General features: G+C 57.2%; 12 protein-coding genes. 7 read left to right on the top strand and 5 right to left on the bottom strand.

Annotated features, from left to right (window positions below; all coding sequences use genetic code 11):
* The first annotated feature begins 125 nt into the window (after positions 1-125).
* A complete protein-coding gene (locus ACR0IO_RS18190) occupies positions 126-593 on the top strand; it encodes an Hsp20 family protein (RefSeq protein ID WP_170336612.1) in 468 nt (155 codons plus the stop codon).
* A gap of 95 nt (positions 594-688) precedes the next feature.
* On the opposite strand, the gene ACR0IO_RS18185 is transcribed toward ACR0IO_RS18190, so the two are convergent.
* The 3 genes from ACR0IO_RS18185 to ACR0IO_RS18175 all read right to left on the bottom strand — a co-directional run bounded on the left by ACR0IO_RS18185 (position 689) and on the right by ACR0IO_RS18175 (position 5,825).
* Positions 689-1,936, bottom strand: a complete 1,248-nt coding sequence (locus ACR0IO_RS18185) for an Hsp70 family protein (RefSeq protein ID WP_480743395.1) — start codon at positions 1,934-1,936, stop codon at positions 689-691.
* Positions 1,937-2,037: 101 nt separating this feature from the next.
* The gene (locus tag ACR0IO_RS18180) at positions 2,038-4,221 is read right to left on the bottom strand and encodes an esterase-like activity of phytase family protein (RefSeq protein ID WP_480743393.1); all 2,184 of its coding nucleotides are present in this window, start codon (positions 4,219-4,221) and stop codon (positions 2,038-2,040) included.
* Between the two features lie 128 nt (positions 4,222-4,349).
* Positions 4,350-5,825: an NAD-dependent succinate-semialdehyde dehydrogenase gene (locus tag ACR0IO_RS18175; protein WP_480743391.1), complete on the bottom strand. Its 1,476-nt coding sequence runs from the start codon at positions 5,823-5,825 to the stop codon at positions 4,350-4,352.
* A gap of 286 nt (positions 5,826-6,111) precedes the next feature.
* Between ACR0IO_RS18175 and ACR0IO_RS18170 the strand changes: the two genes are divergently transcribed.
* The 6 genes from ACR0IO_RS18170 (at position 6,112) to ACR0IO_RS18145 (ending at position 13,036) form a co-directional block, all read left to right on the top strand.
* Positions 6,112-7,191 carry a hypothetical protein gene (locus ACR0IO_RS18170; RefSeq protein WP_480743388.1) on the top strand — a complete coding sequence of 360 codons (1,080 nt, stop codon included), beginning with the start codon at positions 6,112-6,114 and terminating at the stop codon, positions 7,189-7,191.
* A 174-nt stretch (positions 7,192-7,365) separates the two neighbouring features.
* A complete protein-coding gene (locus ACR0IO_RS18165) occupies positions 7,366-8,484 on the top strand; it encodes a hypothetical protein (RefSeq protein WP_480743386.1) in 1,119 nt (372 codons plus the stop codon).
* A 22-nt stretch (positions 8,485-8,506) separates the two neighbouring features.
* Positions 8,507-10,438: an AAA family ATPase gene (locus ACR0IO_RS18160; protein ID WP_480743384.1), complete on the top strand. Its 1,932-nt coding sequence runs from the start codon at positions 8,507-8,509 to the stop codon at positions 10,436-10,438.
* 334 nt (positions 10,439-10,772) lie between these two features.
* Positions 10,773-12,110, top strand: coding sequence for a DUF6638 family protein (locus tag ACR0IO_RS18155; RefSeq protein WP_480743381.1), 1,338 nt, complete (start codon positions 10,773-10,775; stop codon positions 12,108-12,110).
* Positions 12,111-12,377, top strand: coding sequence for a hypothetical protein (locus tag ACR0IO_RS18150; protein ID WP_480743377.1), 267 nt, complete (start codon positions 12,111-12,113; stop codon positions 12,375-12,377).
* 11 nt (positions 12,378-12,388) lie between these two features.
* A complete protein-coding gene (locus ACR0IO_RS18145; RefSeq protein ID WP_170336628.1) occupies positions 12,389-13,036 on the top strand; it encodes a DUF1523 family protein in 648 nt (215 codons plus the stop codon).
* Between the two features lie 64 nt (positions 13,037-13,100).
* Here ACR0IO_RS18145 and ACR0IO_RS18140 read toward each other — a convergent pair whose 3' ends face one another.
* Complete coding sequence (locus ACR0IO_RS18140) at positions 13,101-14,195, bottom strand: flagellar basal body P-ring protein FlgI (protein ID WP_480743372.1); 1,095 nt, start codon at positions 14,193-14,195, stop codon at positions 13,101-13,103.
* Complete coding sequence (locus ACR0IO_RS18135) at positions 14,192-15,199, bottom strand: flagellin (RefSeq protein ID WP_480743368.1); 1,008 nt, start codon at positions 15,197-15,199, stop codon at positions 14,192-14,194. Before ACR0IO_RS18135 ends, ACR0IO_RS18140 begins: the two co-directional genes overlap by 4 nt.

The raw sequence follows: 15,199 nt of genomic DNA, 5'->3' as shown, positions 1-15,199 counted from the left end.
ACTCAGTCAGATTGCTACCCATGTGAATTGTACCGGATCGCCACAAACGGGGTCCGGTATTCATCACCGCCCGTCCGAATGGAGGGCAAGACATCGTTAATCGCTCAAGAATGAGGATACGAAACATGCGTAGTTTTGATTTTGCACCGCTGCACCGCGCCACTATCGGTTTTGACCAGATCGCCGACATGATGGACCGTGTTCTGACCAATGACGTGGCTCAGCCCAGCTATCCCCCATATAACATCGAAAAAACCGATGCTGACACCTACCGAATCTCGGTTGCGGTCGCCGGTTTTTCGGAATCCGATCTGTCGGTCGAGGTGAAGGAAAATTCCCTCGTCGTTTCAGGTAAGAAAGCCGCTGAAGACAAAGAGCGCAGCTATCTGCACCGTGGCATCGCCACCCGCGCGTTCGAGCGTCGTTTCGCACTGGCGGACCATGTGCGTGTCACCGGCGCCAGCCATGAGAACGGCATGCTGCACATCGATCTGAAGCGTGAAGTGCCCGAAGCACTAAAGCCGCGCCGGATCGAGATTTCTTCGGAAAAGGCGATTGAAAAGGACGTCGTCGACGCCAAAGCCGTCAACTAATTCGGCAAGCGCAGAAGCTGCGGTAATCGTTTCCTCCCAAGGTTACCGCAACGCCCCGTGCTCCTCCAGGCGCGGGGCGAAATTCATTTCGGCTGCTAGCGGTTGGCCGCGATGGACAATCCATCCGTCACGGCAGTGAACACCTCTGAAAATGTATGCTGTGCCTCTGGAAAAGTGGCCTTGAGCGTTCCTGCAACGGTCGACATCAGGCTGGATCCGCCGACATAGACGATACGATCGACCTGTGCAGCGTTCACGCTTGCAAGCCGCAGGGTTTCCGAAACACCTTCGGTCAGCTTCTTCGAATGTGTTTCGAGTATTTGATCCAGTGCTTCAGGCGCGACGGGTACAGTCAGATTTCGCTCAATCTGGTCCAGTACAATCAACGGGCTGGAGTCGTGGTTGTTGGCCGCGATCTTGCCGTGCTCGACAGCAAATGCAAGCTCGTGGCCCAATTCATCCCTGAGGACGGTGGAGAGGCGCGCCAGCTTTCCGGGTTCTTCGGCCAGCCGAACCATCTCATCCGCCATGCGCTGGTTCTGCGGCGTGTAGAGAAATGGAATCTTCTCCCAGGTGGCAAGATCCCCGAAGATCGCGGCAGGGGCAGGTGTTGTACCCGGGCCGATCACCTTGCGCAGAAGCGTTCCTTTGCCCAGCAGGGGCATGACCAGATCAACGCTGATTGACCGGTCGAAATCCGTGCCACCGATGCGAACACCGTGATTGGCGAGAATTTCAATGCCCTCGGGCCGTGAGCGAAACAGGGAAAAGTCGGAGGTACCACCTCCGATATCTGCAATAAGTCCGATCTGGTCCAGTTGATCTAATGCGCCGCTGGAAATGGCTGCCGCAACGGGTTCGGGCATGAAGTCGATATGCTTGAAGCCCGCCGCAAGATAACACGCCCGCAAATCTGCTTCGGCCTGATCTTCGCGGGGATCGCCGGTGCCATGAAAAACAACCGGACGTCCTGATAGCACTGCGTCGATTGGGCGGCCGGCCTGGGTTTCAGCGCGGGTTTTGATCTGCTTCAGAAAGCGCGAAATGATATCGACGAATGTCACCCGCTCATTCAGTATCTGACGCTTCTCATGCATCAGGCTGGTGCCCAAAACGCGTTTGAGCGCACGCATGAAACGCCCTTCGGCACCATCAAGCAGCGCTGCGTTTGCAGGTTCTCCAATCAGCGTTTTCCGGGTTTCAAAATCAAAAAAGAATGTGGTGGGCAGAGTGAATTGCCCAGCTTCCATTTCAACAAGTTGCGGTTTTTCATCGACCAGATAACCCGCTGCCGAGTTGGAGGTTCCAAAATCAATGCCCAATACGGGGTCATGATGTGCCATGCCCGAATCCTCCCGATGAATTTTGCGAAAGGCGCCTGTTTATGGGCATGTAAAAAAGGCGTCAAGCGGGAACACTCGACGCCTTTCAGATGTGTTGTGGATCAGTTTCCGGCGGTCACCGACCCGATGGACCAGAACATCGTCTCGCCCGAAGCATCGTCGACGCCGTCATTGTCGGTCATAACGAATGCCTCGCCCGAAGGCAGGATGGCCAAACCTTCGATCTTGTCCAGAACGTAGCCGCCCGTCGAGGTCAGGTCTGGCAGCAGGTCGCGGACCTCTTCCTTGGTGACCACTGGCAGCTCACCACCCGGCGGGGCTGGGGTCATTTCAGACAGCGGGATGCGGTAGATCTTTTTGGTCAACGCGCGGTGGTCGTGCTGGTTGTCGCGTTCGATGACATAGACATGGTCACCGAAGGCTGCGATCTCCGACAGACCGACCCAGCCTTTTTCCGGGTCGGCTTTGGGATAGTGCACGGCACCCCATTCCTTGGTGTCCAGATTGTAGGCGACCAGTTTCACGTGGTTTTCAGGATCGTCTTTCCATTCGCGCTGAACGGCCATCCACAGGGTGTCGCCGACCTTGGTGATGCCCTCGAAGCCGAAACGCTTTTCGACGGCCGTCAATTCCGGCGGCAGGCCGATTTCACCCTTGCGGTCTTTGATCAGGCCATCGGCTGAGACATGGTAGATCGCGTGCGGGATAACGCGGTCGGTGCGGCCTTCGGAGGCGACGTAGAAGCCGCCCTTGCCGTCCAGCGTGATGCCCTCAAGGTCCAGTTTCTGCGCCGGGTTGCCGTCCTGACGATGGATGCGGATCACGTCCACGATGCGGGCCGGCTGCTGGCTGGGGTCGATCTTGAAGATCGACGGCTGGAAGCCGTAGAAGCTGTCATTGACCGCATAGATCATGCCGTCCTCATCCGCGACCAGACCTGACAGAGCACCCCATCCGATCAGCTCATCCGCGCCTTCCGAGGTCAAATGCGGATAGTTGGCGGGGGCGTCCTGATACTCAAAAATCGAGACATGCGCACGCGGGCCTCCATCTTCGATCAGGTCTTTTTCGTTTGCCGAGACCAGCAGGTTGCGCTCGGGGATCGCGACATAGCCTTCGGGCCCAACGCCTGAGGGCAGAAGCTGTTTCAGCACCGGGTTGGTCGGATCGGTGGCGTCATACACACCCACGACCGAGGCGCGTTCGGCCCCCACAAAGATCATCGGCGTACCGCCAAAGGTTGCTGCGGTTACGCTTTCCGGCTCAACGCCTTTGGCGTCCGAGCGTTTGTCGGGGTAGTGACCGATCTGGATGATGGCCTTCTCGAACTCGGTGCCGTTTTCGTACACAACGGTGCCGTCCTTGTGGAAGATCGTCCAGCCGCGCGACCCGCCCTCGTAGTCACCTTCATTTGCGGTGGCGAAGTGGTTGTTGTCGATCCATTTCACCGCATCCGGCTCACGCAGACGGCCCTTTTGGCTTTCGGTAAAGATCAGCGCGCCGCGTTCGTCGGTGGCATCGATGCCTTCCAGATCAACCGCGCCGGCCGAGAAATGGCTGATCACGTTGCCGTCCTTGTCGACGACGGCGATGTGGTTGTTTTCTTGCAGGGTGATGACGGTTTCACCCAGGCTGTTGATGTCAACGAATTCCGGCTCGGGGTCAGTTGGGGCAACTTCGGCCAGACCGGTCAGCGACGCCATCTTCATGCCCGCGCAATCCAGCGCGCCATTTTTCAGCGGCACCAGCGCCAACGATCCGGCAGGCAGTTGCGGTATAACACCGTCGTTCAGGTCTTCGTCGCGCTCGTTCTCGATCGCAACAGCAATAAAGCTGCTGTCGGGGGCGATGGCGACGCTGTCAGGCTGACCGCCCAGATCACAAGCTCCGGTTTCGGCCTTGCCTGCGATATCGACGGAGATCAGCTTGCCCGACGGGGCGGTATAGCTTTCCGAAGTGTTCACGCCCACAAAAGCCGTCGTGCCAACAATCCCAACCGACGTCGGCTCACCACCCACCTCCATCGCACCCAAAGGCGACGGGTTCGCAGGGTCGGTGATGTCGACCATGCCGATGACACCCAACGGGCTGTCGGTATAGACCAGCGTCATACCGTCCGCGGTTGCGGCGATGATCTCGGGCGAGGTCTCACGTTCGGTATCAGCTCCCTCAGCCATGTTTTTGACGACAGGGAAAGACGCAATTCGGTTGAAATTCATTTCTGCCGCAGCCTGACCAGCAGTCAGGGCAAGGGCAGATGTCAGGCAGACAAAGCGCAACGACATCGGTTGGTATCCTCTCTCACTTGGATGAGAGGGGGATGAACGCGGGTCATTGCAGGGATGTGACGGTTTGTTTGCAGTTTTGTGACAAACCAAAAGGCCCCGGTGCTGTGCACCGGGGCCATTTCAGATCAGACCGACAGGCAGACGTATTTCATCTCAAGATAGTCTTCCATGCCGTGATGGCTGCCTTCGCGGCCCAGGCCGGACTGTTTGACGCCACCGAACGGGCCAAGCTCAGTTGAGATGATGCCAGTGTTCACGCCCACGATGCCGTATTCCAGCGCCTCGGCCACCTTGTAGACCCGGCTGAGGTCCTTGGCGTAGAAATAGGACGCGAGACCAAAAATGGTGTCATTGGCCATCGCTATCACGTCATCTTCGTCTTCGAACTTGAACAGTGGGGCAAGCGGGCCAAAGGTCTCGTCCTGCGCAACCATCATGTCCTGCGTTACACCGGTCACGATGGTGGGCTGGAAGAAAGTACCACCCAGATCATGTGGCAGACCGCCAGTCAGAACTGCGCCGCCCTTGTCGGTGACGTCCTTGATGTGTTCCTCGACCTTGGCGACCGCTTCTTCGTTGATCAGCGGGCCGGTGGTTGTGCCTTCGGCCAGACCGTCGCCGATTTTCAACGCTTCAACAGCGGCTTTCAGCTTGGCTGCAAATTCATCGTAAACGCCCGCCTGTACATAGATGCGGTTGGCGCAGACGCAGGTCTGGCCGTTATTACGGAACTTGCACATCATCGCGCCTTCGACGGCGGCGTCTAGGTCGGCATCGTCGAACACGATGAACGGCGCGTTGCCGCCCAGCTCCATCGAGCATTTCATGACCTGATCGGCGGCCTGTTTCAGCAGGATGCGACCGACTTCGGTCGAGCCTGTGAAGGTCAGTTTACGTACGCCAGGGTTCTCGCAGAATTCCTTGCCAATCTCGCTGGCGCTGGAGGACGGAAGAACGTTGAACACGCCCGCCGGGATGCCGGCTTGTTCCGCCAGCACGCCCATGACCAGTGCAGACAACGGAGTTTCCTTGGCTGGGCGCGCAACAAAGGCGCAGCCAGCCGCCAGTGCCGGGGCTGCCTTTCGGGTGATCATCGCATTCGGGAAGTTCCAGGGCGTGATCGAAGCCGCAACCCCGATCGGCTGCTTCAACACCATGATCCGCTTGTCGCGTTGATGGCCGGGGATCGTCTCGCCGTAGACCCGCTTGGCCTCTTCGCCGAAAAATTCGATGAACGAGGCACCATAGCCGATCTCTCCAACGGCTTCAGTCAGAGGCTTGCCCTGCTCTGCCGTCAGGATTTTGCCAAGATCTTCGGCGTTCTCCATCATCAGGTCGTACCAGCGGCGCAGGATCACGGCGCGTTCCTTGCCAGTCAACTTGGCCCATTCTTTTTGCGCCGCTTCGGCCTGTGCGATTGCGCCGGCAACCTGCGCGCGGCTCAGGTCAGCGACTTCGGCCACGACATCCCCGCGTGCCGGGTTGGTTACGGCAAAAGTGCCGTTATCGCCATCCACCCACTGACCGCCAATATAGGCCTTGGTCACCAGCAGATCGGGTTTTTTTAGGATCGATTTCAGATCGGTTGTCGCGTCCAGCATGGGTCAGCCTCCGGCAGTATGGAATTGTTAGCACTCAAACAGATGCCCTTTGGATTGTCTATGGCCACCCGTGCGGTCAGATCAATCCAGTTTTCGTATGGTAAACGTGACGATGTTTTGCCTACCGCGCGCATTCATGCGATCTGAGGCCAAAGTGTCAACCCGCCTATCTTTTTTCTCCGGAGTTTGCCAAAGTCCTGTTCGTATTTGATGCCCAAGGGGATGTAAATCCACGTAACATTCCCTATCTTATTGGGTACATAAATAAAAAAAAGGGATAGGACAGATGTCGAACCAACAGTTTGACGCGTTGATTCAGGAAACGCAGCAAAAAGTGCGCGAAAGCCAGTCGCAGATCGAGGGGCTGACATCCCGGATTGAGGCCGCGCGCTCCAAGATCGGCACCGCCGAGGCCGATATCGACATCGAAAACGCTACGCTGGAAGACGTGCATGCCCATACTGAGGTGATGAATGCCAATATCGCCGAACTGATCATGGGTTTGGACGACGTCACCAGCGCCTTTTCCAAGGATTTTGACGAGATGCGTTCGAAATCGGGTTGGGAGACGTTTGTCGGCATTTTCTCGAAAGGCAAATCCGAGTCGATGCGGCAGGAGCGTATGCGCACGGCCAATATCGACGACAAGCTTCAGGACCTAATTGCCAAATCTGATGTGATCGTGAAATTGCTGGAAGGGCAGTTGTCGGTTCTGGAGGAGCAACGCGTCAAGGTTGAGGAAAACCTGACCGTCACGCTGGACGACCGTGAGGCGACCGTGGCCGAACTTGAGGCTCTGCGGGCTGAGATTCAGGGTATGGATCCGACGATCATCACTTTGGAGAACAAGATCAGCGTCGAACAGGACGCCGCCGCACGCACCCAGCTGGAAACCGAACTCGCCGAGCTGAACAAGCAATACAACGCCAAGGTTCAGGAAGAGCAGGTCAAGCTGGCCAAGTCGCAGACGCTGGAGCGGTACATCGAAAAGGGCAAGACCTGGGTCGATTCACTGCAAAACCAGGCGGCGACGCAGATGGTGCTGATCAACAAGCTGCAAACAGACACGCAACAGCGCGTCGTGCTGTACGACGCCCTGACCAAATCGCTGAAAACCGCGCAGCAGCAGGACGTGGCCCACCGCATCAACGAGATCGGCGTGCAGACCGACCAAGAGGCTCAAACGGCGATGGCCGCCATCGGCACCGCGACCAATCAGAAAATGGCCGACATGCTTGAAGCGCATGAGGACCACATGGTCTTTGCCCGCGACGTGCTGGAGAAAAAGGCCAAGGCGGATGAACGCTTTGCCCGCCGGTTCGCTTCGATTGTCGAGAAGCATGATAAGAACCTGTATGGTGGGTAGAAGAGTATCGCTTGTCTTTGGGTTTGTAGGCCTTGTTTTCGTTGCCCTGATCGCAGCTTGCACTTTGGACTTGTTCAATTGCCAAAGCGAAACCTGTGAACCCGCCACCAGATCACTTTGCCAGGGAACTTATCGTGCAATCGGAAAAGCTATTGGGGGCATTCTGAAAGGACTATGACTGACCCAACTCAAGACCATGTTGGCCTGACCGACACCTTTGCCTCGCGCCGCTATTTCCGTAAATTCGAGGTGATAACAGTCCACCTCCTGCGCGTGGCTGCGACGATGGAGGCAGAGGGCGCGATCTCGAAGCAAGAGGTGCGGATCGTGTCGCGCTACCTCTCGGGGCTGCTCTACACTTTCCGCGCTCTGTCCATGAAATATCTGCTGGTCGGGCGCGATACGGGGCGGTTCTTTGGCAGCCTTGCGATGGACAAGCGCGACAGCGGATTTCCGGTGGCGGCCGAGTTGCTGACAATGGCCAATGACGCGCAGCAGGCGCAGGTGCATCTGGAGAACATGCCAACCGAGGATGACCTGAAGACCGACATGGTGCGCACCATCATCAGCGAACAGGAAATCCCCACCAAATTGCAATTCGCGCTGTCGCAAAGGCTCTATTACGAGGAATTGCTAAAAGGTCAGTTGTTCTGGGCTCGCAACGACCCCGAATGCCATTGGATCAGCAATGAGGGAGACCGGCGCAAGTTTCTGATCCACTGGGCGGTCTATGACAGCCAGATCAACCTGCCGGTCATTTACCTGATGCAGCTTGAGGACAGCGGTAAAACCGCCCTGCCCAAGGACCAACGTCGCTGGCCCGAGGTGCAGGCGCATCTGATGGCGCAGTCACTGGGCGGGCTGAAACTGGTGACGATTGCCAAGGGCTTTGATCAGGACTTTGATGACCTGCATCCCAAACACATGCGGCGCATCCATGTGGGGCCGATGTATTCCTCGGCTTATACCGAACAGTCCGGCCCGCTGCGGCAAGTTCTAGAGGACGCGCAGTCTCCGCAAGGTCAGGACTGGGCGCTGGCCTGGACTACGGAAGAGCTGGAAAGCGAAGAGGTCATCGAGAAACGTGCCGGTTGGTTCTCCACCGTCGAGCGCGAGGTCTTCGCGCTAGACCCGTTCGGCGGACAGGGGGCCGAGACCGGCGCCACACGCACCCAAAGGTCGATCATCCTGCCCCAGCGCCCGTTTCAGGTGCTGGCCGAACGCAACCCGCCGGGTTTTGCCGATGTACGCAAGTTCGTCGTCAGCAAGACCGGACAGGTGTTGAGATATTGAAGACAGCAAAGGCGATTTTGAAATGAGTTTGACGTCAGATCAGATGGAACTGCGCGAAGACGACATTCGCAAGCATTATCCCGCAGCGACCGCCTTGCTGAACGGGTTCGAACACGCACCGCGGATTGCCAAGGCGGTTGAGGTCGCCGTTGAACGGTCTCCGGGCGTTTCGACCGGGAGACGGTTTCGATCCACCACGCCGGGGTTGGTGACACGCCGTACCGCGCGGGCGGATGGGGTGCATCTGGTAGAGCGGATAGAGGCCTCAGATGATGGCGATGCGCTGGTCTCGCCGCCGCAGGCCACGACGCAGCAGGCTATTCGGCGGGCTATAGCCATTGCTCTGGCCGTAGCCGAGGCATATGCGGAGCAAACCCCACTGGCCGATCTGAAACGTGCGAATCTTGCAGGTGATCTACCTGCTGCGCGCAAGACCGAGTTCTCGGAATTGCTAACCGCTGAGGCTCTGATCACCTCTCACACGTTCGGCAACGCACTGGCCTATCTGATGTCCTCGCATCTTGGTGAGACGACCGCCGATATCGCTGAGATCGAAGAGGTTCTGTCCGACAATGGCCAACTCGCCCTGCATGGCGCTTTGTGGGAGCTGGACCAAACGCTGGCCAAACACGCGCCCGACGACGTCCATCTGATCGCAGCCACCAGCGCCTATGCTGAACAACTGATGGAAAAGGCGGCCCTGCGCGCCCAGTCTGCGGGTCATCTGGCCCCGTTCCAGAATGCCGCGTGGCATATCGAGGCTGACGACCTGACGATCCGAGGCTTTGAAGCAGCCTCCAAGGCCAAATCCACCACCTTGACCATGACGTTCAAAAAACCGAACGAGGTGGTGGGCAACCATATCGCCAAGTATCAGGCCATGAAGCTGGCCAAGATGGTCATGGCCTATGACTTCGACCGCCGCCTGAATCCCTTTGCGGAACTCGGTGGGTTCATTTTCACCTTCATGGGCGACGGCAAACCGGGTACCGGCAAAACCACCCTGATCCAGATGATGGCCGGTCTGATCAACGACTACTGCCAGAACGCTGGCTATCCGTTTCGCTATCAGAACCTGAGCACCGACAATATCGACAGCTATCAGGGCAAGTCCGGCCAGAACGCCAAGGCCTTCATCAACACGATCATCGACCCCTCGGTCATCGGCTTCGGCACCATCGACGATATCGACCAGCTTGCGGGCAAACGCGGCGACCGGCAGTCCTCAGCCGGGCAGTTGGAAATCACCGCCGTTCTGATGGAGAGCTTTGCGGGCGCCAACACCGTCGTGCGCGGCAACTGCACCTTTGGCATGTTTTCAAACTACCCCGAGAATGTGGACGACGCCCTGCGCCAACGGGCGGGCGCGCGGTTCCTGGTCGACGGCCCGCAAACGCGCGAGGATTACATCGACATCCTGCACCTGCTTATGGGCCGCAACCACGACATCCCGCTGGGCGAACACGACGCCTATGCTGCGCAGGAAATCAAAAAGGCGGTCGCCGCAAGCTTCGAAAGCCATGCCCGCCCGCATGAGGACGCCTTGCTGCAGGTCTATGACCGGGTGTCCGGCGAGATCGGCCAGATGGACACCATCGCCAAGCTGGGCACCTACCTCAAGGCGATCCAACAGGCCGACGAGCGCTTTACCGGCCGCGCGATCAAGAACATCACCGACGCGGTCAAGGTCCGTGCGATGGATTTCGAACTGCCCGACGAGTGGATGGAAAACCCCGACCTGTTCCTGTTCCGCGACTACGACACCAAGAAGGCTATGATCGAGGACCTGCGCCAGCCGATCACGGTCGAGATGGTAATGCAGGAAATCAACCGCTACGCCGACAGCGAGTTCCGCTATGCCGACAAGAGCGACGAGGTCGCCATCGAAAACGCCGTCCGCGAGATGGGCCGGATGGAAGAGGCCAAGCGGCGGTATCTGGAGGGGAATGGGTGATGGGAGCTGCGCAGCTGATTGCTATCCTGTTGATAGGAGTGTCCTTCGCTTGTTGGACGGCGAGCTTCGCCGTTCGCAGAAATTTACCCGTGCCAGAAGGCAAGCTGTTCGCGCTTAGGTTCCTTGTTTGGTTCTCGCTCAGTATTTGTGTAGGTCCATTTATCGGTCTTATGCCCTTGTTTCTGGGTCTCGGATGGTTTTGGAACTATTATGACCCGAAACAAGCTTTGAGCTCTGAAGCTTGGCATTACGCTTTCCTGGTCCTAATCGCATTACCCTACGTGTTTGCACTTGGACTGGGTTTAAGGCTTCAGTTCCGAAACGGTGATCCAGCATGATCCGCCTCATCGAAAAAGGCCTGATGTTTGGTAACCTCGTCCACATCTCCAGCCCGGCTCTGGTCGAGCGGTATAACCGCGCGTTGCAGCATCTGGCGGGCAAGACCACGGCGCTGACGGATTTCCATGTGGATATCTCGGGCTATTCGCCGGAGGTGGGCATTGAGCTGGAGGATGAGCTCTACCTCAATCCCAACGGGGTCAACCGGCAGTTCATCCTGCTGACGACCGAGCAGAAACGCGCGCCGCTGCTGAACGTCAAATTCTCGACCTCGCGCGATATCCTGCGCGAATTCATCGAGATGAACGAGGCGCAGCTGTTTGCCCTGACCGCCACCGATGCGGTGGCTGGAGAACTGGTGAACTCGGTTTTCAAACTCACCACCCCGCGCGACTTGCTGAACCTGCGCAAGATCGAGATCGAGGCTGACACTGCAGGCGGCACCCTACGCAAGGCCGAGCAACTGGCAGGGATGGTCGAGCGGTTCAAGACAAAAGAGGATGCCTGGTTCGACGATGTGTTGATCGCGAAAATGATCGAGGCAGCCAAGGAAACCGGCGACGTCACACGAAACCCTGTTCGCCTGCGTCACACCGCATTCGAGCAGCGCAACTTTTGGACGGCGCATTTCGGTGGCTTGTACCTGTTCCTGGATCTGGATCACCCGGCGGCGATTTGCATGGGCGAAAAGCCCGACGATATGCCGATCAAATATGTCTTTGACCCGTCGCAGCGAAACCAGATAGCCAAATTTCTCAACTACAACGATCTTGTCGAACCCATCGTCAAGGCGCGCGGCGTGGATGCCGCCGCGATCCTGCAACAGAAGATGGATTTCCTGACGATCGATGCTGCAGCGAATGCGGACGTGGATCTGACCGGACTTGACCGCAGTGATATGCGACGGTTGGCCCGCAATCACGCGGATCGCCTGCCAGAGGCCTATCACGGGTTGGCGCAAATGTTGCGCTGGGCAACGGATGGTGGGCCATGGCCGCGCATTACATCCGATCACCCGGCCTACTTTTACACCTTGCGCGCCGCCAATACCCCACACCGCGATTTGGTAAACATGCTGCTGGCCGAGTTGGCCCCGTTGGACCCCCGCCAGTTGTTCATCTGCCACAAGCCCTTGTTCTACATTACTTACGCCACGTGGCCCGAAACCAAAAAAGCCTTTGTTGCTGACTTCCTTGCACGCGAGTATCAGGTGGACAAAACTGGTGCACGGGCTGCGCTGTTCGGGCATGAGCCGGATATGAGTGGGGAGGACTACGTCGCAGAGGATATAATTGCGCGGGTAGGGCCCTGGGGTGCTGTTGGGAGGAACTGAATGATCGTTGCAATCCGTTTCCTGATCCCGCTGTTGATCATTCTGACCGTGATTTACTTTGGGCTTTCGATCTACTCCCGTCTAATGCGGCGTCGCAAGTTGATCGCGCATTGGGAAAGGAAGGGAATGACCGGCGACCGGGATGCATTTGTCGCACGTGGGCTGAAAAAATATGACAATTCCTTTCGCCGGAAACTCTTGCTGGGCGTTTACGTCGTCCCGCTTGGGGCAATCGCCCTGCTTATCTACATAACCAATTTCAAATGAGGACCGGATAGATGGTCTATGTCAAATGGGCGTTCATCATAGTTTTCTGGGGTTTGATCGCCTCGGTGCTGGAATATACCTTGCCGCAACAGGATGTGGTACGGATCGTAAAAACCGAGGTGCGGCGGGTTGATTTCGGCGAGAACTCGATTTTCTGGGCGCAACAGGACACCGGTCAGGAGACTGCGCAGTCTATAAATCGTGATGTGCGTTTTGTCGAAACCTTCCGCCCCAACGGAAAGCCGCGCGTTTATCGGAATGAGGATACTGGTTGGGGCTGGCCGCCCTATTTCAAGCTAGACAGCTCAAACCTGCAGGCCGAACTGACTAATCTTGTGTCGACCGCGGATAACCCGCAATGGGTGGTGTTGCGCCACTATGGCTGGCGCAATCAGCTGATGTCGATATTCCCCAATGTGGTATCGGTGCGCCCGGTAGACAGCCCGGACGTTCGGCTAATCCCTTGGTTCAACATCATTTTCCTGACCGTGTTCTTTGCCATCGTCTGGGCACTTTGGGTGCGCTGGCGCCGTTTCCGGCAACGCCGCATTGACCCGATGCTGGAAAGCGTCGAGGACGGTTTTTATGCTGCGGGCGATGCCATCGAAGAAAAGCGGGGCAGATTCCGCCGTTGGCTGGATAGTTGGAAGTCGAAGTAAACCGGCTAAACAGATCATTCCGAGTGATGTCAGCGGGGCGTTGCGATCCGGAGTTTCACCGAGTTCATCTAACGATGAACTCGGCATGAAGTGCGCCTGCGGCTTTGATCGTTTTGAGTATGTCGATCATGTCCCGAGGTGAAACGCCCAGAGCGTTCAGGCCCGCGACAACTTCTGACAAGGTCGTCGCCTCCGGAATTTCCGCAAGGCCAGTCCCTTCATCTTCTTCTATGTCGGCGAATGTTCTGGGGACCACGACGGTTTCGCCTCTGGCAAAGGGGTTAGGTTGGACTGCGATTGGCGCTTCCTCGACTCTTAGGGTCAGGTTGCCCTGAGAGACAGCTACGCGCGAAATCCGGACTTCCTGCCCCATAACAATGGTGCCGGATCTCTGATCAACCACAACCCGCGCTTTGGATTCAGGTTGGACGAGAATATTCTCGATGCGCCCGATAGCATGTGCTGTCGATAGGGCCTGGGTGGCGGCGATGTTCAACTCAACTGTGCCGGAATCCCGCATGATGGCCACGGCGCGATTGAACTCGGTATTGATTGCGGTCTCGATGCGCCCGGCCGTTGTGAAATCAGGCTCCCGAAGGGCTAGCCGCAACTGGGTCAGTGCGGACAATTCAAAGTCGATTTCCCGTTCAACCCGTGCACCTGAAGGAATGACTCCGGATGTCGGGACACCGCGCACAACTGTGGCTGCTTCACCCTCGGCCACAGTTCCGCCTGCCAGGACCGTACCCTGGGCCACCGCATAAATCTGCCCGTCCGCCGCGTTGAGTGGGGTCATGATGAGCGTGCCACCCAGCAAACTTTTGGAGTCTCCGATCGCTGAAACGGTCACATCAATCTGTCCGCCGACCCGCGAAAAAGACGGTAGGCTGGCTGTCACCAGAACGGCAGCGACATTCTTTGGGCGAAAATCCTCACCGTTCACATTGACGCCCAGACGTTCCAGAATGTTGGACATGATCTCTTCGGTAAATGGGGAATTGCGCAGGCCATCACCGGTTCCGTTCAGCCCGACGACAAGGCCGTAACCCACCAGATCGTTGCCGCGAACACCATCGAACTCCACAAGATCCTTGAGCCGGATCGCGCCAGCGCTGGCGATGCCCGGGATCATAACCAGAAGAAAAACAAGGATTCTCATCTCAGGAAGTTCACCAGTGACAGGTTCGCATTGCGAACAGTTACAGAATACAGGCTCTCCAGTTGGAACTGCACGGTTTTCAGTTTGGATGCAGTTTCGTAGGGGTCCGCCGCGATCAAAGCATTTCGCGCGTATTCCATGCTGGTTTTTGCAGCTGAATTGCGTGTTGCAGCCTGTTCAATTCGCGCCTCGGATGCTCCGACTTGCGCACGTAGCTTGATGGTCTCATCTTTGGTGTTGGCCAGTTCGACGCCCAGTTCTTTAAATAGCACCGTCCTTTGATCAGGCGTCAGGCCAAGGGCGCTATCCGTTGCCAATGCGGCAACCGCGACATCACGCAGGGCAGTTCGAAGCGCAGGGTCATTTGCGGTTATCGGGACCGAGATGTTTTCATTCTCGGCAATTTCCATTGGCGTAAGTGCCTTGTCCGATCCCTGATAGATCACGGCCTCGAACCCGGTTGGGTCATTAAACCAATCTCTGGCTGCGTTGCGGATATCTGTTGGGGTGGTCAGACCGGTCAATTCGGCCTTCAATGCCGTCAGCAAAGTTTCAGCGGATGCCAGAGGTGAAACATCGGTCGCCGTTCCCGAATACAAGCTACGCCCGCCCGCCCGCGTGTTCAGAGCGGAAATCATCGTGTCCAGCTCATTGCGTGCCTGAACCGAAGCCTGATCATGTGTGACAGCCTGATTTGCGGTTCCAAAGGAAAGCAGTGACGAGGATAAATTGCTGATCGAACTGTCGAAGGTTTCGAGACTCAATTGCATCGCATCCGTAAACAAACGCGCCTCGCTCGTGACAACTGAATAAGCGTATAGCTGCGACAGCTTGTGATCCAAATCCAGTAGGTGAGAATAATCTCCGTCGAGCCGACCAGAGACATCCTGCACCTTGCCAGTGGACATCTCATACGACAGCGTTTCAATCTGTGATTTGATTTCGGTGCTCCGCGTCCGCAGGGTCAGACCGCGTGCGAGGTCACCAATAGAGGTCAGGGTCAT

It is taken from the genome of Ruegeria sp. CE12 (assembly GCF_056537525.1).
This window is presented reverse-complemented; position numbering and strand designations above follow the sequence as displayed.